Source organism: Streptomyces sp. NBC_00388, assembly GCF_036061255.1.
Classification (GTDB): Bacteria; Actinomycetota; Actinomycetes; order Streptomycetales; family Streptomycetaceae; genus Streptomyces.
The window spans coordinates 4,262,804-4,284,677 of record NZ_CP107948.1; the positions used below are offsets into that span (position 1 = coordinate 4,262,804).

Sequence of the window (21,874 nt, forward strand, 5' to 3'; positions counted from 1 at the left end):
CAGCACGGGAAAGCACGGGGGTTGAGATGAAGAACGTACGGAATCTGCTGAACGGGCCGGGCGGGTCCGGAGCGGCGACTTGGCCGTACGGCCCGGAGGTACGGAGGTGGGCGCGGGGGCGGTGGCATCTGCTGAGGTACGAGTCGGGCAAGGACGCGGGGATGTCCACATCCGAGTACGCGATGGGCACGATCGCGGCGTGTGCCTTCGCGGCGGTGCTCTACAAGGTGGTCACCAGCGGGCCTGTTGCCGCAGCGCTGCAATCTGTGGTGGAGAAGGCGCTCCATGCGCAGTTCTGATGCGGGAGAGGGCCCGGCCGTCAGCGGGCAGGGCGGGGGCCGGGGCCGGTCTACGCGTACGAGGCCGACCCGCTGGGGGGCGGGGCCGCCCGACCGGGGTTCGGTCTCAGCCGAGGCGGCGGTGGCGATTCCGGCGCTGGTGCTCTTCACTATGGCGCTGGTCTGGGCTCTGACCACGGCCGCCGCCCAGATTCAGTGTGTCGACGCGGCGCGCGCCGGGGCGCGGGCGGCCGCCAGGTCGGAGCCGCGGGGCGCTGCGGTCTCCGCCGCGCGGTCGGCAGCCCCGCCCGGCGCACGCATCACGCTCCGTCGGGCAGGGGAGTTGTGGCGGGTGCGGGTGGAGGCGCCGACGCCGGGTCCCGGCCCCCTCGCGCTGACACTCAGGGCAGAAGCGGCGGCGCTCGCCGAGGACGAGGTGAGCGGCACGGGCGGCGCCGGTACGGCGGAGCAGGAAACGCCGGCACGACCCGATCGCGCGGCGGTGGGGACATGAGGGGGCGGGTGAGGCAACTACCGCACGACCGCGGTTCGGCGACGGTGTGGGTGGCCATGGCGATGGCCTCCCTCTGTGTGGTCTTCGCGGCCCTGCTCGCGATGGGACAAGGCGTGGCGGCCCGGCACCGCGCGGGCGGTGTGGCCGATCTGGCTGCCCTGGCCGCCGCGGGCCGTGCTCTGGAGGGGCAGGACACGGCGTGCGCAGCAGCGGCAGGAGTCGCCGGTGCCCAGGGCGCCCGGTTGGTGCGGTGCGCGGTGAGGGGGGAGGTCGCCGATGTGACGGCCGAGGCGAAGTTCGGCCCGTATACGCCGCAGGTCAGAGCCCGGGCCGGCCCGCCGGATGAGGCGGCTCACGGCGGTGGCGCCCAAGGCCGGACGGCATCGTCTTCCCCGCCGGGTGCTTTCCTGCCGGACGGTCTGCCGCCGGGTGGTCTCACGCGGGATGAGTACCAGTCCCAGCCCCTGGCCCTGTCTCCGGCCCCGGCCCCGTCTCTGGCCCCGCCCCAGTATCTGGCTCCGCCCCCGTCTCTGGCTCTGTCTCCGTCCTCGTCCCGGATGTCTTCGCTGCGTCCGGACGGCCCAGTGCTTCTGACGACTTCGGGAGGTCCGCTGTTCCCGCGTGATTCCCCCGTTCGGGCGAATCGGTGGCAGGAGCCTCACGGAGGAGTTCCGTGAGGAGGCGCACGGCGCCCCGTTTGTGGAGCGGGTCGTTGCCGTTCCCGCATTTCGGGGACTGGATACAGGAGGGGCAGCCCGCTTCGCACTCGCAGGAGGCGATGGCTTCCCGGGTCGCAGTGAGCCATTCACGGGCCGTGTGGAAGGCCCGTTCGGCGAAGCCGGCCCCGCCGGGGTGGCCGTCGTACACGAAGACCGTCGGCAGCAGGGTGTCCGGGTGCAACGGGATGGAGACGCCTCCGATGTCCCAGCGGTCGCAGGTGGCGAAGAGCGGCAGCATGCCGATCGAGGCGTGTTCCGCGGCGTGCAGGGCGCCCGCCAGTTGTTCCGGGTTGACCCGTGCGGCATCGAGCTGGTCCTCGGTGACCGTCCACCACACGGCTCGGGTACGCAGGGTGCGGGGCGGCAGGTCGAGTTTCGACTCGCCGAGCACCTCGCCGGTGATGAGCCTGCGGCGGAGGAAGGAGACGACCTGGTTGGTGACCTCGACGGACCCGTAGCAGAGCCGGCCGGTGCCCCACGGGATCTCCGTGTCGGTCTCCAGGACGGAGATGGCGGTGGTGTCCCGCGCGGTGGTCGAGTACGGGGGCGAGGCCTCCTCGACGAGGGCGGCGGAATCCTCCAGATCCAGGTGCTTCACCACATAGGTGCGGCCCTGGTGGAGGTGGACGGCGCCGTCGTGAACGGTGGTGTGGGAGGAGGCTTCATCGACGGTGCCGAGCAGGCGGCCGGTCCCTGCCTCGACGATCTGGACGGGGCGACCGCCCTCGCCGCGGATATCGGTCAGGTCGGCGGCCCGCTCCCGTCTGGTCCAGTACCAGGACTTCCCGCGCCGGCGCAGCAGTTTCGCGGCCTCCAGCTGCGGCATGAGCCCGGCGGCCGCCGGACCGAAGAGTTCCAGATCGGATGCCGTGAGCGGCAGTTCCGCCGCGGCCGCGCACAGATGGGGGGCGAGGACATACGGGTTGTCCGGGTCCAGGACGGTGGATTCCACCGGCTGCTGGAAGAGGGCCTCGGGGTGATGGACGAGGTAGGTGTCCAGCGGATCGTCACGGGCCACCAGGACAGCGAGCGCGCCGCCACCCGAGCGGCCGGCACGGCCGGCCTGCTGCCAGAGGGATGCCCGGGTGCCGGGGTAGCCGGCGATGACGACGGCGTCCAGCCCCGACACGTCGATGCCGAGCTCCAGGGCGGTGGTGGCAGCGAGGCCGAGCAGCTCGCCGGAGTGCAGGGCGGCTTCGATGGCGCGCCGCTCCTCGGGGAGATACCCGCCCCGGTAGGCGGCGACCCTGGGGACCAGCGAGCGGTCGACCTCGGCGAGGCGTTCCTGGGCGATGACGGAGATCAGCTCCGCGCCGCGCCGGGACCGTACGAAGGCGACCGAGCGGACACCCTGCACGGTCAGGTCGGTGAGGAGGTCGGCGGTCTCGGCAGTGGCGGTTCGGCGTACCGGGGCGCCCTGCTCGCCATGGAGTTCGGTGAGCGGCGGCTCCCAGAGGGCGAAGACCAGCTCGCCTCGGGGCGAGGCGTCGTCGGCCACCTCGTGCACGGGGAGGCCGGTGAGGCGGCCCGCGGTCACGGCAGGCTCCGCAGCAGTGGCCGACGCGAGAAGGAAGACGGGGTCGGAGCCGTAGCGGGCGCAGAGGCGGCGCAGCCTGCGCACCACCTGGGCCACGTGCGAGCCGAAGACGCCTCGGTAGGTGTGGCACTCGTCGATGACCACGTACTTCAGAGCGCGCAGGAATGAGGCCCAGCGCGGATGGGAGGGCAGGATCCCGCGGTGCAGCATGTCCGGATTGGTGAGGACGTAGTTGGCGAACTGACGTACCCATTCACGCTCTTCGACGGGTGTGTCCCCGTCGTACACGGCCGGTCTGATGCCGTGGCCGAGAGGCGCGGCGAGCTCTCGGAAGGACCGTCGCTGGTCGGCGGCGAGGGCCTTGGTGGGGGCGAGGTAGAGGGCGGTGGCGCCCCGCCCGTTGGGCGCCTCGGACCCGTCGAGGAGTGCCGAGAGCACCGGCGCGAGGTACGCGAGCGACTTTCCCGAAGCGGTGCCCGTGGCGATGATCACAGATTCGCCGTCGAGCGCGTGTTCGGCAGCTGTGGCCTGATGGGCCCATGGATGTTCGATGCCGCGTGCCTGAATGGCCGCGATCACTTCCGGTCGGATGCGATCGGGCCAGACGGCATGGCGACCCGCACGCGGGGGCAGGTGCTCCGTATGAGTGATACGCGAAGTCCGGCTCTGCCCTGCGGAGAGACGGTCGAGTATCTGCCGTGGATCGGGTCGTGCACCCGTGTCCACGGTGGGTCGCCTGGAGCGGTGAATCTTGGCCATCGGTACCGAGTGTGTCACTGGCATGACGGACAATGGGCTCAAGGCGTCGTGCATGCCTGCTGGTAAGTGATTGAATGCCATCGCGGCTGGCGATCCGTTCCCTGGCTCCGCCGGGGTGACCACAGGGGGCGGCCGCTCGATAGCAAGGTGCTGGAGGATCCGTGGACCTGTCCCTGTCGACTCGCAATGTGTCCGGGCCTGGTGGCGACCGTACGGTCGTCGAGGTCGGTGGCGAGATTGATGTATATACCGCGCCCAAGCTGCGCGAGCAGTTGGTCGAGTTGGTGAACGACGGCAGTTATCACCTGGTCGTCGACATGGAGGGCGTGGACTTCCTCGACTCCACCGGACTCGGCGTGCTCGTAGGCGGCCTGAAGCGTGTGCGTGCCCATGAGGGCTCGCTGCGCCTGGTCTGCAACCAGGAGCGCATTCTCAAGATCTTCCGTATCACCGGTCTGACCAAGGTGTTCCCGATCCACACCACGGTCGATGACGCCGTCGCGGCAACGGACTGACGGCTCCGGAGGAAGAACGCAGGGGTACCGGGCTTCCAGCCCGGTCCCCCCGAGAAGCACGCCCGTACGTCTGAGGGGGATCGCATGGCCACCGTTGAACTCCGTTTCAGCGCCCAGCCCGAACATGTGAGGACGGCCCGCCTGGTGGCGGCCGCCGTGGCACGCAGGGCCGGGGTGGATGAGGCTGTGCTGGACGAAGTGAGACTCGCGGTCGGCGAGGCGTGTTCCCGTGCGGTGGGTCTCCACCGTGGCAACGGCATTGTGGCCCCCGTCCGCGTCGTCCTGATCGAGGAGGAGAAGTCTTTCTCCATCGAGGTCGGGGACGAGGTGCCCAGTACCGGTGGTGCGGCTTCCGCGGATTCCGGGGCGCCCGGCGCTCCGGCCGTGGGAGGCGCCGATCCGGCGCTCGATGCTTCTGCTGACGGTGAGGACGAGATGGGCCTCGCGGTCATCAGTGGCCTCGTGGACGATGTGGAGGTCACCTCCGGCGAGTCCGGTGGAGTCATCCGTATGACATGGCCGACGGCGACGGCAACAGCACTGCCGTGAGCGAGATCCCTTCCGCGGCCGGGTGCCCCCAGCCGTGGACCCTTCGCTGACTGCTGACTGCTGACTGCTGACTGCTGACTGCTGACTGCTGACTGCCGACTGCCGACCGGTGACCTGCTGCCTGTGGTCTCTGCCGGCGGGGTGTGGTCTCCTCGGCGGGCTTCTCGTCCCAGTCTGCTGGGCACCAGGGCCCGGCCCACCTTGATCTCCCCCTGATCACCGATCCCCGGTTCTGCTCCCCGGCGCCCTTGGCCTTGCTGAGCAGGGCTTTTTTGTTTTTCCGGAACCTTGATCCGTATTGCGTCACGCATCGCGCGGCCTATGGAATGCATCTGCCCCATTACTGGCCCTTTGTGCGCCTCGGGCAGGTTTATTTATGTGAGGCGCAATTCCGTTTACCGTGCCCTGTTTTGATCAGGATCCGCTCCCTACAATCCGTCCACATCTTGAGCTTTGAGCGTCAAGGAGGACGAATGGCGGGGATCTTCGACCCACAGCAGTCCGAACACTCCACATACCTCGCGGCCGCGGCCCTGACCGACGGCAACCGGATCATCGTGATCGTCATCGCCGTGGTGGCGCTGGCGGCCCTGCTCGTGGCCCAGCTGCTGGTACGTCAGGTGCTGGCGGCCGGCGAGGGCACCGACTCCATGAAGCAGATCGCGGCAGCCGTGCAGGAAGGCGCGAATGCCTACCTGGGCCGGCAGTTGCGCACACTCGGCGCCTTCGCCGTTGTCGTGTTCTTCCTGCTCTTCCTGCTCCCGGCCGATGACTGGTCCCAGCGCGCCGGGCGTTCCGTCTTCTTCCTGGTCGGCGCGTTCTTCTCGGCGACCACCGGTTACGTCGGCATGCGGCTCGCCGTGAGAGCGAATGTGCGCGTGGCGGCAGCGGCCCGGGAAGCGACTCCCGGTGCGGGCGAGCCGGAAAAGGATCTCACCACTGTTTCGCACAGGGCGATGAAGATCGCATTCCGCACGGGCGGTGTGGTCGGCATGTTCACGGTGGGCCTCGGCCTGCTCGGTGCTTCCTGTGTCGTCCTCGTGTACGCGGCCGATGCCCCCAAGGTCCTGGAGGGCTTCGGGCTTGGCGCAGCGCTGATCGCGATGTTCATGAGGGTCGGCGGCGGTATCTTCACCAAGGCAGCCGATGTCGGCGCCGACCTGGTCGGCAAGGTGGAGCAGGGGATCCCGGAGGACGACCCGCGCAACGCGGCGACCATCGCGGACAACGTGGGCGACAACGTCGGCGACTGCGCAGGCATGGCGGCCGACCTCTTCGAGTCCTACGCCGTCACGCTCGTGGCGGCCCTGATCCTGGGCAAGGCCGCCTTCGGGAATTTCGGGCTCGCCTTCCCTCTGATCGTTCCGGCGATCGGTGTGGTCACGGCGATGATCGGCATCTTCGCGGTCGTCCCGCGGCGCTCCGACCGCAGCGGAATGTCCGCCATCAACCGCGGATTCTTCATCTCCGCGGTGATCTCCCTGGTCCTGGTGGCCGTGGCGGTCTACAGCTATCTGCCAGGGTCGTACGCCGGCCTGGACGGCGTCACCGACGCGGCCGTCAGGGCGCACGACGGTGATCCGAGGCTGCTCGCCCTGGTGGCCGTCGCCATCGGCATCGTCCTGGCCGCCCTGATTCAGCAGCTGACCGGGTACTTCACCGAGACCAGCCGCCGTCCGGTCAGGGACATCGCCAAATCCTCCCTCACCGGCGCCGCGACCGTGGTGCTCGCGGGCGTAGCCATCGGGCTCGAATCGGCCGTCTACACCGCGCTGCTCATCGGGCTCGCCGTGTACGGGGCGTTCCTGCTCGGGGGCACTTCGATCATGCTCGCCCTCTTCGCGGTGGCGCTCGCGGGGACCGGACTCCTCACCACTGTCGGCGTCATCGTCGCCATGGACACCTTCGGCCCGGTCTCCGACAACGCGCAGGGCATCGCGGAGATGTCCGGCGACGTCGAGGGCGCCGGCGCCCAGGTGCTCACCGACCTGGACGCGGTCGGCAACACCACCAAGGCCATCACCAAGGGCATCGCCATCGCGACGGCGGTACTCGCGGCATCGGCCCTCTTCGGCTCGTACCGCGACGCGCTGGCCACGGCCGTCGACGACGTACACGCCAAGGCGGGCGGGCTCGGGCTGAGTATGGACATCTCGCAGCCCAACAACCTGGTGGGCCTGATGTTCGGCGCAGCGGTCGTCTTCCTCTTCTCCGGGCTCGCGGTGAACGCTGTCTCCCGGTCGGCGGGATCGGTGGTCCACGAGGTCAGGCGGCAGTTCCGCGAGCACCCCGGGATCATGGACTACACGGAGAAACCCGAGTACGGCCGCGTGGTCGACATCTGCACCAAGGACGCCCTGCGCGAGCTGACGACGCCGGGGCTGCTCGCGGTGATGGCGCCCATCGCGGTGGGCTTCACGCTCGGGGTGGGGGCGCTCGGCTCGTTCCTGGCGGGCGCGATCGGGTCCGGCACCCTGATGGCTGTGTTCCTGGCCAACTCCGGTGGCGCCTGGGACAACGCGAAGAAGCTCGTCGAGGACGGCCACCACGGCGGCAAGGGCAGCGACGCCCACGCGGCGACCGTCATCGGTGACACCGTCGGCGACCCGTTCAAGGACACGGCGGGTCCGGCGATCAATCCGCTGCTCAAGGTGATGAACCTGGTGGCGCTGCTGATCGCGCCCGCGGTGGTGAGGTTCGGTTACGGCGACGACGCCAGCGCCCCCGTCCGGGCCGTGGTGGCGGCGGTCGCCATCGCGGTCATCGCCGTCGCCGTGTACGTGTCGAAACGGCGAGGCATCTCCGTGGGCGGCGAGGAGGCCGGTGGAGGGGCGGGTGAGGCCGGTGGAGGAGCGGGCCCGGCCGCCGTCACCTAGGCCCCGCCGGGCCCCGTCCTGCCGTCCTGATCATGCGCCGGTAACGCGCCATCAGGTCGGCCCGCCCGGGTGAGGCCCTGTCAGACGGAGGGCGTGCAGGCCGCACTGACGGCCTGTCCGCCCTTCTCCGCGCCCCGCCGCGCGGTTCTGCGCCCGTGAGCCTTGTCTCTCCGGCCGCGTCTTGGTGCAAATGGCTTCAATACGGGTAAAAACGGGCGCACGACACGCGAATGTCGCCCACTTGGCGTGTATGTTCCGGGGCCGAGAGCCTTGGAAGGGACCAATCCGGTGAACAAGAAGCTTGCTGCCGCACTGTCCGGCGGTGCGGTACTGGTACTCGCGTTGTCGGGCTGCAGCGACAACAGCAGCAACAAGACGAACGACTGGGCCAAGTCGCTCTGCGGCGACATCGGGCCCCAGCTGAAGAAGATCAACAAGGCCAACCAGCAGATCACCGCTGTAGCGGCGGACGGCAAGCCCGCGGACATCCAGAAGGCGGACTCGGCCGCGTTCCAGGATCTGTCCACGGCCGACGCCGCGATCGCCGCCGATCTCAAGAAGGCCGGACCGCCGCCCGTTGACGACGGGAAGAAGATCCAGCAGGACGCCATCAGCGAGCTGAACACCAACTCGAAGGCGTACGCCGGCCTGAAGAAGCAGGTCGACGCGCTGGACGTCAAGGACCAGCAGAAGTTCTCGGACGGGCTCAAGAGCATCGGCGAGAACATGAAGAAGATCAACGAGACCGCCTACAAGAAGCTCTTCTCGGGCGAGACGGGCAAGGCGCTCCTCAGCCAGGACGCGTGCAAGGTGGCGACGTCCTCGCCGTCTCCCACGGTCGCGCCCTCCAAGGCGTAGCGCAGCGGCACGGACCGCCGCCGACGGACCGCCCGGGCGCCCGGCCGGTGACCGCCGATGACCTGCCCCCGACTGCTGTCGGGTGGCGAGTCGTCGGCGGTTTCCGCTGTTCGCGGTGCTCGGTGCGGGCGTTGTCGGTGGGAGCAGCCACAATGGACGGGTGAGTACGACCAGTCTTCCCGCGCCCGACCACTCGCCCCTGATCCGTGAGGCCCTGCTCGCCGCCGCCTTCACAGCGGACGGCCTGCTCGACCTGCTCGGTGCCCCGGCGTACGCCGCCCTGGCCCGCGGTGAGACGGTGCCGGCTCTGCGCGCCACGCGCGGCCGGTCACCGCTGGAGACGCTGGTGCGGCTCTTCCTGCTCCAGCAGCACGTCCCCGCCGCGGAGGCGGCGGCCGTGCTGCCGCTGGAGGAGTGTGCCGAAGGCGGCTGGGTGGTGCGTGCGGACGACGGCGTGCGGGCGACGGTTGACGTCAGGCCGTACGGAGGCCCCGAGGGACAGGACTGGTTCATCGTCTCGGATCCGGGGTGCGGCGTGGGCGGTGCCGGTGGCATCGGCAGCCACGACGAAGGTGTGGTGCTGGGGGTCGGCGGGGCGTCCACGACGCTCGCGGGGATCACCGTTCGTACGCCAGTCGGACGGGCTCTGGACCTCGGGACCGGCTCCGGTATCCAGGCCCTGCACGCCGCGCAGCACGCGACGGGCGTGACGGCCACCGACCTCAACCCGAGGGCCCTCGCCTTCACCCGGCTCACCCTCGCGCTCTCCGGGGCTCCCGCCGCTGATCTCCGCGAGGGCTCGCTCTTCGCGCCGGTGGCGGGGGAGACGTACGACCTGATCGTCTCCAACCCGCCGTTCGTCATCTCGCCCGGCGCGAGGCTGACCTACCGGGACGGCGGGATGGGCGGGGACGACCTCTGCCGTTCGCTCGTCTCGGAGGCGGGCGCACGGCTGAACGCCGGCGGATACGCGCAGTTCCTGGCCAACTGGCAGCACGTGGAGGGTGAGGAGTGGCAGGACCGGCTGCGCTCCTGGGTCCCGCGCGGCTGCGACGCGTGGATCGTGCAGCGTGAGGTGCAGGACATCACGCAGTACGCGGAGTTGTGGCTGCGCGACAGCGGCGACCACCGTACGGACCCGGACACCTACGCCGAGCGGTACGAAGCGTGGCTCGACGAGTTCGATGCCCGGCGGACCAAGGCCGTCGGCTTCGGCTGGATCACGCTGTACAAGTCGGGATCCGACCGTCCGTCGGTCGTCGTGGAGGAGTGGCCGCACCCGGTCGAGCAGCCGCTCGGCGAGACCGTGCGGGCGCACTTCGAGCGCCGGGCGTATCTGCGCGACCACGACGACGCCGCCCTGCTCGCCGGCCACTTCAGGCTCGCTCCCGAGGTGGTTCAGGAGCAGGTCGGCATGCCGGGCGCCGAGGACCCCGAGCATGTGATCCTCCGGCAGAACCGCGGCATGCGCAGGGCCACCAAGGTCGACACGGTGGGTGCGGGTTTCGCGGGCGTGTGCGACGGGACGCTCTCCGCCGGGCAGATCCTGGACGCCATCGCGCAGTTGCTGGGGGAGGACCCGGTGGTGCTCAGGGACCGCACCCCGCAGTCGATCAGGCTGCTCGTCGAGGAAGGCTTCCTCGACCCGGTGGGCCCGCCCGCAGCCGTCTGACCCCCGGCCCGCTCCGCTGCGGGCAGCCGGGCCCCGGTCTCGTCCGCCCCACCGTTCACCCGTCGTCCGCGCCCGTCGTCCGCGCCCGCCGTTCACCCGTCGTTCGCGCCGGTGTCGTCCGGGGGTGCCAGCCTCACCGTCCTGGAACTCGGGGACGGGATGGTACGGATATGGAGAGCGCGCCCGCGGTCTTCGCCGGATCGGTTTTCGCACTGTTCGGGGGTGCGCTCCTGCTGTGGACCGGCGCGCGGACCTTCCGCCGTGCGCCGGTGGCGGAGGGGGTGGATCCCACGCGCGCCGTCACCCTGGCGGTGGCGTTCGGTGTGGTGTCGCTCGCCCTGGGGGTGTGGTGCTTCAGCCGCCTCTGAGCCCCACCCGGTTCCGAGCCCCGCCCATCCGCCCCTGACACGGTCCGCGGGCAGCTGCACCCGTCCGGTCCCCGGGCAGTGATCCCCGGCCGGCCCCAGGCCGGAGGCGTCCGGCAGGCTCCCGCGCCGAAGGCTCCGGCCTCTCTTCCGAACGGGTTCGCGACCGGGCTCCCGGCTGTTCCCGGCGCAGGCGCTCCGGGATGCGGCTGAGCACCTCCCGGACGGCGCCGGAGGGGCGCGGGGAGAGCCCGGCGGAGGGCAGTGGCCCGATCCGGGCGGCAGAAATGCCGGTAGTCGGGTTACCGTTCCAGTGGCCGTTGCGGGCTTTCGCCGTTTGACACGGGGACGGGATGTACCGTCACACTCCGCAGCGAGCATGACCACCGAGTGCCGACCGGAGAGAAGAGCCACGTTGTCCCCGACCAGCGAGACCGCACACGGCGGCCGCCGACTCGTCATTGTCGAGTCGCCCGCCAAGGCGAAGACGATCAAGGGCTACCTCGGCCCGGGTTATGTCGTCGAGGCGAGCGTCGGGCACATCCGAGACCTCCCGAACGGCGCCGCCGAGGTGCCGGACAAGTACACCGGTGAGGTGCGGCGCCTCGGGGTGGATGTCGACAACGACTTCCAGCCCATCTATGTCGTCAACGCGGACAAGAAGGCGCAGGTCAAGAAGCTGAAGGAGCTCCTCGCGGAGTCCGACGAGCTCTTCCTCGCCACCGATGAGGACCGCGAGGGCGAAGCCATCGCGTGGCACCTCCAGGAGGTCCTGAAGCCCAAGGTCCCGGTCCACCGGATGGTCTTTCACGAGATCACCAAGGAAGCGATCAGGGCCGCTGTCGCCAGCCCCCGCGAGCTCAACAAGCGGATGGTCGACGCACAGGAGACCCGCCGGATCCTCGACCGCCTCTACGGCTACGAGGTCTCCCCGGTCCTGTGGAAGAAGGTCATGCCGCGCCTCTCGGCCGGCCGCGTGCAGTCCGTCGCCACCCGGCTGGTGGTCGAACGGGAACGCGAACGCATCGCCTTCCGTTCCGCTGAGTACTGGGACCTGACCGGTACGTTCTCCACCGGCCGCCAGGGTGACGCCTCCGACCCGTCGACCCTGGTCGCCCGGCTGAACTCGGTGGACGGCCGCCGGGTGGCCCAGGGCCGCGACTTCAACTCCACGGGACAGCTCAAGAGCGATGTCCTGCACCTCGACGAGGTCAATGCCCGCGCGCTCGCCGCCGCGCTGGTCGACTCGTCCTTCTCCGTGCGCTCCGTGGAGTCCAAGCCGTACCGCCGCTCGCCGTACGCCCCGTTCCGTACGACGACCCTCCAGCAGGAGGCCAGTCGCAAGCTGGGATTCGGTGCGAAGTCGACCATGCAGGTGGCCCAGAAGCTGTACGAGAACGGCTTCATCACCTATATGCGTACGGACTCCACCACTCTCTCGGAGACCGCGATCGGCGCCGCCCGCGCCCAGGTCACGCAGTTGTACGGCGGCGACTACCTGCCGGACAAGCCGCGCACGTACGCAGGGAAGGTCAAGAACGCGCAGGAGGCGCACGAGGCGATCCGTCCCTCGGGCGACCGCTTCCGCACACCGGCCGAGACCGGGCTCTCCGGCGACCAGTTCCGGCTGTACGAGCTGATCTGGAAGCGGACCGTCGCCTCCCAGATGAAGGACGCGGTCGGTAATTCCGTCACCGTCAAGATCGCCGGCACCTCGTCCGACGGCCGGGTCGCCGAGTTCTCGGCCTCCGGCAAGACGATCACCTTCCACGGCTTCATGAAGGCGTACGTCGAGGGCGCCGACGACCCGAACGCCGAGCTGGACGACCGCGAGCGCAGGCTGCCGCAGGTCGCCGAGGGCGACGCGCTCTCCGCCCAGGAGATGACCGTCGATGGTCACTCGACCAAGCCGCCGGCCCGCTACACCGAGGCATCGCTGGTCAAGGAGCTGGAAGAGCGCGAGATCGGCCGTCCTTCGACCTACGCGTCGATCATCGGCACGATTCTCGACCGCGGCTACGTCTTCAAGAAGGGCACCGCGCTGGTTCCCTCCTTCCTCTCCTTCGCCGTGGTCAACCTGCTGGAGAAGCACTTCGGACGGCTCGTCGACTACGACTTCACCGCACGGATGGAGGACGACCTCGACGGCATCGCACGCGGCGAGGCCAAGTCCGTGCCGTGGCTGAGGCGGTTCTACTTCGGCGAGGGTGACGCGGGCGCGGCGGCCGCCGCAGGGAACGGCGACGGCGATCACCTCGGCGGGCTCAAGGAGCTCGTCACCGATCTGGGGGCCATCGACGCCCGGGAGATCTCGTCCTTCCCGGTCGGTGAGGGCATCGTGCTGCGCGTCGGCCGGTACGGGCCGTACATCGAGCGGGGCGAGAAGGACTCCGAGAACCACCAGCGCGCGGACGTCCCCGACGACATGGCGCCCGACGAGCTGACCGTCGAGTACGCCGAGGAGCTGCTCGCCAAGCCGAGCGGCGACTTCGAGCTGGGGGCCGACCCCGAGTCGGGCCACCAGATCGTGGCGAAGGACGGCCGGTACGGCCCGTACGTCACGGAGATCCTTCCCGAGGGCACCCCGAAGACCGGCAAGAACGCGGTGAAGCCGCGGACCGCCTCGCTCTTCAAGTCGATGTCCCTGGACACCGTCACCCTGGCCGACGCGCTCAAGCTGATGTCCCTGCCCCGGGTGGTCGGTACTGATGCCGAGGGCGTCGAGATCACCGCGCAGAACGGCCGGTACGGCCCGTACCTCAAGAAGGGCACCGACTCGCGCTCCCTGGAGACCGAGGACCAGCTCTTCGGCATCACGCTCGACGAGGCGCTGGCGATCTACGCGCAGCCCAAGCAGCGGGGCCGCGCCGCCGCCAAGCCGCCGCTCAAGGAGCTGGGCACGGACCCGGTCAGTGAGCGTCCCGTCGTCGTGAAGGACGGCCGGTTCGGCGCCTACGTCACGGACGGCGAGACGAACGCGACGCTGCGGACCGACGACAGCGTCGAGGACATCACGCCCGAGCGGGGCTACGAACTGCTCGCCGAGAAGCGCGCCAAGGGCCCGGCGAAGAAGAAGACCGCCAAGAAGGCGCCGGCCAAGAAGGCGACGGCGAAGAAGACAGCCGCCAAGAAGACCACCACGGCTGCGAAGAAGACCGCGGCGAAGAAGACCACTTCGGCTGCGAAGAAGGCCCCGGCCAAGAAGGCGGCGCAGAAGACGGGCGCCAAGGCCTCCACCGAGGAGTAGGACCCGGCACCGGGGCCCGGTGCTGCCGGCGATCCGCGTGAGGCGGGCGAACCGGTGCCCGGTGACCCGGAGTCCGGGAGCCCCGGCGCATTCGAACGGCAGGTACGGCACGTGCGGAAACGGGCGCGGCGTACCTGCCGTCCAAATGTTCGGGGGGCCCGGCATGGATGTGGACCTTCCGGATAGGCTGGTCGGATGACGCGAGCCGAGCAGCCAACGGTCGTGAGCCCCACCTCCGACGAACTAGCCGCAGACTCACGCGAGCGCGCCGTCCGAGCCCTGTTGCGCATCCCCCCGCTCCGGCGGTTGTGGAGCGCCCAGCTCGTCGGCAATATCGGCGATGCCCTCGCCCTTCTCGTGCTGTTGCTTCTTTCGTTGCAGGCGGCGGTCTCGCAAGAATCCTTCGGAGGCGGGTACCGAGGTGCCGCCTTCGCCGTAGCCGCCGTATTCGGCGCGCGAGCCCTTGCCACCTTGCTCTTCGGTGCCGTACTGCTCGGCCCGGTGGCCGCGCTGACCGCACCGAACGGGCCACTCGACCGGCGCTGGACCATGATCGGTGCGGACGGCCTGCGGGTCGCGCTGCTGATCATCGCCCCGCTGTGGGTCAACTGGACACCGGCCAAGGCGCCCGCCGCCCTCCTGGCCACGGTCTTCGTGGCAGGCGTCGCGGAACGTTTCTGGACGGTCGCCAAGGAGAGCACCGCACCCGCGCTGCTGCCGAAGCCGCCGCCCGAGAGCGTCGCGGTGCGGGGCCTGCCCGATCACCTGGACGCGCTGCGCAGGCTCTCGCTGCGTACGGCCTTCCTCGCCATTCCGGGAGCCGCCCTCGCCCTGCTGGTCGCCACGCTGATCAGCAAGCTGCTGGGATCCGGCATCGACTGGTTCTCACTGCACCAGGCGGCGCTGGGCTCCTATGCCGCGGCAGGGCTCTTCGCCGCGTCCGTTTCGACGCTGTACTTCCTCGAACTGCCCGACGGCCAGACACCGCGCGCCCGTTCGCCGCTGCAGGGCCTGCGGCGCCCGGCCGGTGCCAACGGCCCCGACAAGGGCCGTACGGGCAGCATCCCGCTGCTGATCCTGGCGTCCGCCGCGATCGCCGCAGCCATCGCGTCCGCCGCGGCCGTCTCCGTACTGGACGCCATCGACCTCGACGGCGGCCCCGTCGCCTTCGCGCTGCTCGTCCTGGTCCTGACCGCGGGCACGGCTGCCGGTATCCGCACCGCACCCAAGACCCTCCCTGGCCTCTCCCGCCGCAGGCTGCTCGCCCTCGCGATCACCCTGACCGGTGTGGCGCTGCTGGTGATGGGCCTGGTCCCGGACACCGCGACCGTCGTACTGATCGCCGCGGTCGCCGGCTGGGCGGCCGGTGTCGCGGCGAACACCGCGCACACGCTGGTCGACCAGGAGACCGAGGACAGCAAGCGGCCCCGGATGACCGGGCACCTCCAGGCGGTCGTGCGGGTCGCTGTCGCGCTGGGCGCGATCGTGGCGCCGCTCGTCGCCGCCCTGATCGGGCCGCACCACCTCGGCAACGGAAGCTTCGTCTTCGCCCATGGCGGGGCGGCCTTCACCCTGATGCTGGTCGGCGCGCTGCTGCTGCCGGTGGCGGCGCTCGTCCTCGTCAAGGCCGACGACCGTACGGGCGTACCGCTGCGCCACGATCTGCGCGACGCGCTGCGCGGCGGCGCCGACCCCGTACAGGCCCCTGCGGCGACCGGCTTCTTCCTCGCCTTCGAAGGGGGCGACGGGGCCGGCAAGTCCACCCAGGTCGAGGCGCTCGCGGAGTGGATCCGCGCCAAGGGCCATGAGGTCGTCGTCACCCGCGAACCGGGAGCGACGCCCGTCGGCAAGCGGCTGCGCTCGATCCTGCTGGACGTCGCGTCGGCGGGTCTCTCCAACCGTGCGGAGGCGCTGCTCTACGCGGCGGACCGCGCCGAACACATCGACTCGGTCGTCCTGCCCGCCCTGGAGCGCGGCGCGATCGTCATCTCCGACCGCTACATCGACTCGTCGGTGGCTTACCAGGGCGCGGGCCGTGAACTGGCCCCGACGGAGATCGGCCGGATCAACCGCTGGGCGACCGGCGGCCTCGTACCGCATCTGACGGTCCTGCTCGACGTCTCCCCGGAAGCCGCGCGGGAACGCTTCACTGAGGCACCCGACCGGCTGGAGTCCGAGCCCGCCGAGTTCCACCAGCGGGTACGGGCCGGGTTCCTGACGCTTGCCGCGGCGGACCCCGGCCGCTACCTGGTGGTGGACGGGGCACAGGAACCGGACGCGATCACCACGGTCGTACGCCACCGTCTCGACCAGCTGCTCCCGCTCTCCGAAGCCGAGATCAAGGCTCAGGAGGAGGCGCGGAAGGCCGCCGAGGAGGAGGCCCGCAGGAAGGCCGAGGAGGAAGCGGCCCGCAAGGCGGAGGAGGAGCGGCTGGAGCGCGAGCGCCAGGCGCAGCTCGCGAAGCTCCGGGCCGAGGAGGAGGAGCGCAAGCGCCGCGAGCTCGACGAGGCTCGGCGCCGTGAGGAAGAGCGCCAGGCCGAGGAGGCACGCCGGCAGGCCGAGGAGGCCAGGCGTCTCGCCGAGGAGGAGCGGCTCCGCCGCGAGGCCGAGGAGCAGGCGCGGGAGCAGGAGCAGGAACGGCTCCGGAAGCAGAAGGAAGAAGAGGCGCGCCTCCGGGCGGAGGCCGAGGAGCGCCGCAAGGAGAAGCAGCGCAAGGCCGAGCAGGCACTGCTCAGGGCCGAGGAGGCCCGCAGGCAGGCCGAGACGGAGGCCGCCGAGGCGGCGAAGGCGGCGGCAGCGGAGTCTGCCGGGTCCTCTGCCGACAACGAGACGACGGTGGAGACACGTCTGGTGGGCACCAACGAGGTGACCCAGCCGGTCGAGGTGCGGTCCACTCCTCCTGCGTCCGATTCCGAAGAGACGACCGTCATGCCGCAGGTCGCGGAGGTCCCCGGGGACACCGGTACGGCTGGTCATCCCGGTGGGTCCAGGTCCTCGGGCGACTCGCGGACGGGGCGGTCCGCCGGACCTTCCTGGGCCGCGCGGCCTTCGGAGGCCACGGAGGGGTCACGCTCGGGGTCCGGCGCCGGGAGCGCCGGTTCCACCGCGGACTCGGAGGAGACCACGGTCCTGCCGCAGGCCCGGTTGCGGACCGGGGCCGAGGCGAGGGACGCCACCCCGGCGGACCGGGTGCCGCCCGGGTACTTCCGGGACGAGCAGCCGGGGCAGGCACGGGAGACACCGCCGGAGAACGCGAACGAGCGCACCCGCGAGCTGCCGCAGATCGATCCGGACCGCCCGCGCCGCCGCTCGGACTGGGCGGAGGAGACCCCGCTGGACGACCTGCCTTCGCTGGCGGACGAACTGCTGGGCTCCGACCACGAGGACGAGGACCACGACGACAGGGGCCGAGGCCGGGGCAAGGGCCGCAGCTGACTCACCCCGCGGGCCCGGAGGACGGTGACGTCCTCCGGGCCCGCCGCGTTTTCGCCGGCGCCGGAGGGTGCGAACGCCGGCCCGGACCGTACTGTCGGACCCCTGCGCCACAATGGGGACCGAACGGACCACGGACCGCACGACCACCACGGCGCAGCAGGACACCAGAGCACAGCACGCAGCACGCAGTACCGGAGCACTCAGCACGCAACACCGGAGCAGTACGGCACGGCGCGGACGCCCGGCCCGGACGAGCCGGTGCCGCAGCCGGTACGAGAAGCAGCCGGCAAACAGGAGAGGGGGGCGACCGCATGCCCGTATGGGACGACCTCGTGGGGCAGGACCGCGTCCAGACGCAGCTCGCGGCTGCCGCCCGTGACGCCGACGCGCTCGTCACCGCCACCAGCGAGCGTGCCTCCACCGACGGCATGTCGAAGTCGACGATGACGCACGCCTGGCTGTTCACCGGCCCGCCCGGTTCCGGCAGGTCCACCGCGGCCCGCGCCTTCGCGGCGGCCCTCCAGTGCGTCAGCCCGGACCGGGCGCTCGGCGGAATCCCGGGCTGCGGATTCTGCGAGGGCTGCCACACCGCCCTCGTCGGTACGCACGCGGATGTCGAGGTGGTCCGTACGGACCAGCTCTCCATCGGTGTCAAGGAGACGCGCGAGCTGGTCCGCCGTGCCCAGCTCTCCCCGGCGGTCGGCCGCTGGCAGGTCATCGTGATGGAGGACGCGGACCGCCTCACCGAAGGCGCGGGGAACGTGCTGCTCAAGGCCGTCGAGGAGCCCGCCCCCCGTACGGTGTGGCTGCTCTGCGCGCCCTCCCTGGAGGATGTGCTGCCCACCATCCGCTCCCGCTGCCGCCATCTGACGCTCCGCACACCGCCCGTGGAGGCGGTGGCCGACATCCTGGTCCGCCGGGACGGCATCGAGCCGCAGGCCGCCATGGACGCGGCGCGTGCGACCCAGGGGCACATCGGCAGGGCGCGCCGCCTCGCCACCGACGAACGGGCCAGGGCCCGGCGCGCCGCCGTGCTCAGGATGCCGCTGCGTGTCGAGGAGATCGGCGGCTGTCTGAAGTCCGCCCAGGAGCTGATCGACGCGGCGACCGAGGACGCCAAGGAGGTCGCGGAGGGGACCGACACCAAGGAGACCGAGGACCTCAAGGCGGCGCTCGGCGCGTCGGCCGGCGGGCGGATGCCCCGCGGCACGGCAGGGGCGATGAAGGAGCTCGCCGACCGGCAGAAGCGCCGGTCGACCCGCACCCAGCGCGACACTCTCGACCTGGCTCTGACCGATCTCACCGGCTTCTACCGGGACGTGCTCGCACTTCAGCTGGGCTCCAAGGTGGCCATCGCCAATGAGGACGTCAGGGACTCGCTGGACCGGATCGCGCTGAGTTCCAGCCCGGAGAGCACGCTGCGCCGGATCGAGGCGATCACCGCCTGCCGCCAGGCGCTGGACAGGAACGTGTCGCCGCTGCTCGCGGTCGAGGCGATGACGGTGTCGCTGCGCGCGGGCTGACGAACGGCAAGCGGGCACGGTTCCGCACGGCGGGGCGGGCCCGGGCAGGACGGGCCGCCCCGGGCGCAACGGTCACGGTCGGCACGCGCTGAGGCGGCCCGGCAAGGGCGGTGCGGGTTGACGGCTCACTCGTACGGGCCGGAAAAGAGGGGCTTCCGCCGGGGCCGGACTACGCTCCGGGAATGGACTTCAGGCGTCTGCTCTCCACCCCGGTCACTGCGCTCGCCCTGGCCGGCCTCCTCGTTTCGGGATGTTCATCGGGTGGCTCGTCCGCCGGGCCCGCGGCGGCCGGGGCCTCTGCGTCCGGCGGGGCGCCGGAGTCCGCGCCGTCGGCGGATCTGTCCGCGTACTACGGCCAGAAACTGACGTGGCGCTCCTGCGGTGCGCCCGGATTCCAGTGCTCCACGATGAAGGCGCCGCTCGACTACACGAAGCCCAAGGACGGCGACATCAAGCTGGCCGTCTCCCGCAAGAAGGCGGCGGGCCCCGGCAAGCGCATCGGATCGCTGCTCGTCAACCCGGGCGGCCCCGGAGGCTCGGCCATCGACTATCTCCAGGGGTACGCGGGCATCGGCTACCCGGCGCCGGTCCGCGCCCGCTACGACATGGTGGCCGTGGATCCGCGCGGGGTGGCCCGCAGTGAGCCGGTGGAATGTCTCACGGGCAAGCAGATGGACGCCTACACGGAGGTCGACCAGACCCCGGACAACTCGGGCGAGACCAATAAGCTCACCTCGTCGCTCAAGGGCTTCGCGCAGGGCTGCGAGAAGCACTCGGCGAAGATCCTTCCGCATGTCTCCACGCCCGACGCGGCCCGTGACATGGACATCCTGCGCGGCATCCTCGGGGACAAGAAGCTGAACTACGTGGGCGCCTCCTACGGGACCTTCCTCGGTGCGACCTACGCGGGGCTCTTCCCCAGCCGGGTGGGCCGCCTCGTGCTGGACGGGGCGATGGACCCGTCGCTGACGTCGCTGCAGATGAACCGCGACCAGACCGCGGGCTTCGAGACGGCCTTCAAGTCGTTCGCCGCCGACTGCGTCAAGCACAAGGACTGCCCGCTCGGCACCACCTCCACCGCCGACGCCTCGCACCGGCTGGAGGCCTTCTTCTCCCGTCTGGACGCCAAGCCGGTCCCGACCGGACAGAGCCGGAAGCTGACCGAGTCGCTCGCCACGACCGGCGTGATCTCGGCCATGTACGACGAGGGGTCCTGGCCCCAGCTGCGCACCGCGCTCACCCACGCGATGGCCGGTGACGGTGCGGGCCTGCTCGCGCTGTCCGACTCGTACTACGAGCGTGACAGCAAGGGGAAGTACGCGAACCTGATGTTCGCCAACGCGGCGGTGAACTGCCTGGACCTGCCCCCGGCCTTCAAGAGCCCCGCAGCCGTCACCAAGGCGCTGCCGTCCTTCGAGAAGGCGTCCCCGGTCTTCGGCCGCGGCTTCGCCTGGGCGGCCCTGAACTGCTCGTACTGGCCGCTCCACGCCACCGGCACCGCCCACCGCATCACGGCGAAGGGCGCGGGCCCGATCGTGGTGGTCGGCACGACCCGGGACCCGGCGACCCCGTACAAGTGGGCGAAGTCCCTGGCCTCCCAGCTCTCCTCCGGCACGCTGCTCACCTATGACGGCGACGGCCATACCGCGTACGGGCGCGGCAGCGACTGCATCGACACGGCGATCAACAAGTACCTTCTGGACGGCACACCGCCGAAGAACGGTAAGAAGTGCTCCTGACCTGCGCAGACGGGCTCGGGCAGGGGGTGTCCTGAGCACCCCGGGAAACTGTGTAGACTTGGCGTCGCTGCTGACCGCACCATGGTCCGGACAGCGTGCCGCCTTAGCTCAGCTGGCCAGAGCAACGCACTCGTAATGCGTAGGTCTCGGGTTCGAATCCCGAAGGCGGCCCGGAATTACCCCAGGACTCACTCGCCGTGACCTGGGGTTTTTTCATGCCCCGGAACGTCCCGCCGCCCGTACCCGCCTCGACGCGGCGGCCTCCCCTCTGACGGCGCGGGGCCGTACCGGGAGACCGGGCCGCTGTCCTCTTGGGCGGCCCGGCTGCGTGACGCGTCGTGACCCCCCGGCCGGGCCCGCCCCGGACCCTCAGCGGGAGGCGGGGACCTTCAGGGCGTTCCATGAGGTGGTGCCAGGCCAGCCGTCGGCGTCGGTGCCGGTGTAGCCGAGCTTGCGTTGCCACTTCGCATACGACGCACGGTCCGCGTCGGTCCACTGGGGCCCCGGGCCGGAGCTGTAGGCGGAGCAGCCCTCGGCGGCCAGGCGCTTGCCCATCGCGGTGACGATGGCCGACTTCGGCTTCTTCCTGAACCAGTCCGCGCCCGGGAACGGCTGGTGGGCGGCGCCCGGGGAGCCCGGGGACGGCGACCCGGCGGATGCCCCGGACGCCAGACGGGAAGTGATCCGGGTGCGCAGGGAGGCCATGGTGAAGCCGACCGGGTCGATCTTGGTGCTGGTCCACTCCTTGTGCCCGATGACGGAGGCGGCGCTCCAGCCGTGGGCCCGGCAGATCGCGGCCGACGCCTTCGTGATGGCGGTGAGCTGTGCCTCGGGCCAGGGGTCCCGGCCGTCGCCGAGGTTCTCGCACTCGAAGCCGTAGAAGTGGGTGTTGCCGTCGGTGCTCTGCCTGCGGGGCGACGGCAGCGTGCTCCTCTCGGCGACGGTGGCGGCCAGTACGTCGGCGTCGCCAAGCCCGGCGTGGTTGGCGCGGCCGTTGCCGACCAGGTGCACGGTGCCGTCCTTGGCGATGACCCCGTGGCAGAGGGGGCCCGGCAGATCGGAGCGGCCGTTGTAGCAGAGGGAGACGGTGGCAGCGGTGCCCGAGGTGACGGTGTGGTGGATCATCACGCCGTTCACCGGGCCCCAGGCGCCCTTCGCATTGCGGTTGTGGGTGCGCCAGCCGGCGTGTTCGACGACGGTGACGCCTTCCTTCTTGAGAGCCGCGACGAGAGCGTCGGCGGAGAGAGGGGTGGCCATCGGATTCCTCCAGAGAGGCAACAGGGAAGCT

At 70.7% G+C, this 21,874-nt stretch carries 14 protein-coding genes, 1 tRNA gene and 1 pseudogene; 14 read left to right on the forward strand and 2 right to left on the reverse strand.

What is annotated here, in order from left to right; all coding sequences use genetic code 11:
* Positions 1-131 precede the first annotated feature (131 nt).
* From OG917_RS19125 to OG917_RS19135, 3 genes and pseudogenes are all read left to right on the forward strand, one after another.
* Positions 132-299, forward strand: coding sequence for a DUF4244 domain-containing protein (locus tag OG917_RS19125; protein ID WP_328322013.1), 168 nt, complete (start codon positions 132-134; stop codon positions 297-299).
* On the forward strand, positions 286-792 hold the full coding sequence (locus OG917_RS19130) for a TadE family type IV pilus minor pilin (RefSeq protein ID WP_328318825.1): 507 nt from the start codon (positions 286-288) through the stop codon (positions 790-792). The genes OG917_RS19125 and OG917_RS19130 overlap by 14 nt, the downstream gene beginning before the upstream one ends.
* A gap of 62 nt (positions 793-854) precedes the next feature.
* A pseudogene (locus OG917_RS19135) lies at positions 855-1,070 on the forward strand (Rv3654c family TadE-like protein); the annotation flags it as partial.
* Between the two features lie 157 nt (positions 1,071-1,227).
* Here the strand turns inward: OG917_RS19135 and OG917_RS19140 are convergent.
* Positions 1,228-3,888, reverse strand: coding sequence for a DEAD/DEAH box helicase (locus OG917_RS19140; RefSeq protein ID WP_328318826.1), 2,661 nt, complete (start codon positions 3,886-3,888; stop codon positions 1,228-1,230).
* Between the two features lie 80 nt (positions 3,889-3,968).
* Between OG917_RS19140 and OG917_RS19145 the strand changes: the two genes are divergently transcribed.
* The 11 genes from OG917_RS19145 (at position 3,969) to OG917_RS19195 (ending at position 20,757) form a co-directional block, all read left to right on the forward strand.
* Complete coding sequence (locus tag OG917_RS19145) at positions 3,969-4,322, forward strand: STAS domain-containing protein (protein ID WP_328318827.1); 354 nt, start codon at positions 3,969-3,971, stop codon at positions 4,320-4,322.
* 84 nt (positions 4,323-4,406) lie between these two features.
* Positions 4,407-4,871 (forward strand): ATP-binding protein, encoded by a 465-nt coding sequence (locus tag OG917_RS19150; RefSeq protein WP_328318828.1) that lies wholly within the window; start codon positions 4,407-4,409, stop codon positions 4,869-4,871.
* A 473-nt stretch (positions 4,872-5,344) separates the two neighbouring features.
* The gene (locus tag OG917_RS19155) at positions 5,345-7,747 is read left to right on the forward strand and encodes a sodium-translocating pyrophosphatase (RefSeq protein WP_328318829.1); all 2,403 of its coding nucleotides are present in this window, start codon (positions 5,345-5,347) and stop codon (positions 7,745-7,747) included.
* A 288-nt stretch (positions 7,748-8,035) separates the two neighbouring features.
* Entirely contained in the window at positions 8,036-8,605 is a 570-nt protein-coding gene (locus tag OG917_RS19160) for a small secreted protein (protein ID WP_328318830.1), read from the forward strand.
* A gap of 160 nt (positions 8,606-8,765) precedes the next feature.
* Positions 8,766-10,277, forward strand: a complete 1,512-nt coding sequence (locus tag OG917_RS19165; protein ID WP_328318831.1) for a class I SAM-dependent methyltransferase — start codon at positions 8,766-8,768, stop codon at positions 10,275-10,277.
* Positions 10,278-10,447: 170 nt separating this feature from the next.
* Complete coding sequence (locus OG917_RS19170; protein WP_328318832.1) at positions 10,448-10,645, forward strand: hypothetical protein; 198 nt, start codon at positions 10,448-10,450, stop codon at positions 10,643-10,645.
* A gap of 412 nt (positions 10,646-11,057) precedes the next feature.
* Positions 11,058-13,889, forward strand: a complete 2,832-nt coding sequence (topA, locus tag OG917_RS19175) for a type I DNA topoisomerase (protein WP_328318833.1) — start codon at positions 11,058-11,060, stop codon at positions 13,887-13,889.
* Positions 13,890-14,084: 195 nt separating this feature from the next.
* Positions 14,085-17,324, forward strand: coding sequence for a dTMP kinase (tmk, locus tag OG917_RS19180; RefSeq protein WP_328318835.1), 3,240 nt, complete (start codon positions 14,085-14,087; stop codon positions 17,322-17,324).
* A gap of 311 nt (positions 17,325-17,635) precedes the next feature.
* Positions 17,636-18,847 carry a DNA polymerase III subunit delta' gene (locus OG917_RS19185; protein WP_328318836.1) on the forward strand — a complete coding sequence of 404 codons (1,212 nt, stop codon included), beginning with the start codon at positions 17,636-17,638 and terminating at the stop codon, positions 18,845-18,847.
* A gap of 182 nt (positions 18,848-19,029) precedes the next feature.
* Complete coding sequence (locus tag OG917_RS19190) at positions 19,030-20,586, forward strand: alpha/beta hydrolase (protein WP_328318837.1); 1,557 nt, start codon at positions 19,030-19,032, stop codon at positions 20,584-20,586.
* A 97-nt stretch (positions 20,587-20,683) separates the two neighbouring features.
* Positions 20,684-20,757: transfer RNA gene (locus OG917_RS19195), tRNA-Thr, on the forward strand.
* Positions 20,758-20,955: 198 nt separating this feature from the next.
* Here the strand turns inward: OG917_RS19195 and OG917_RS19200 are convergent.
* A complete protein-coding gene (locus OG917_RS19200) occupies positions 20,956-21,843 on the reverse strand; it encodes a peptidoglycan-binding protein (protein WP_328318838.1) in 888 nt (295 codons plus the stop codon).
* Positions 21,844-21,874: the final 31 nt, after the last annotated feature.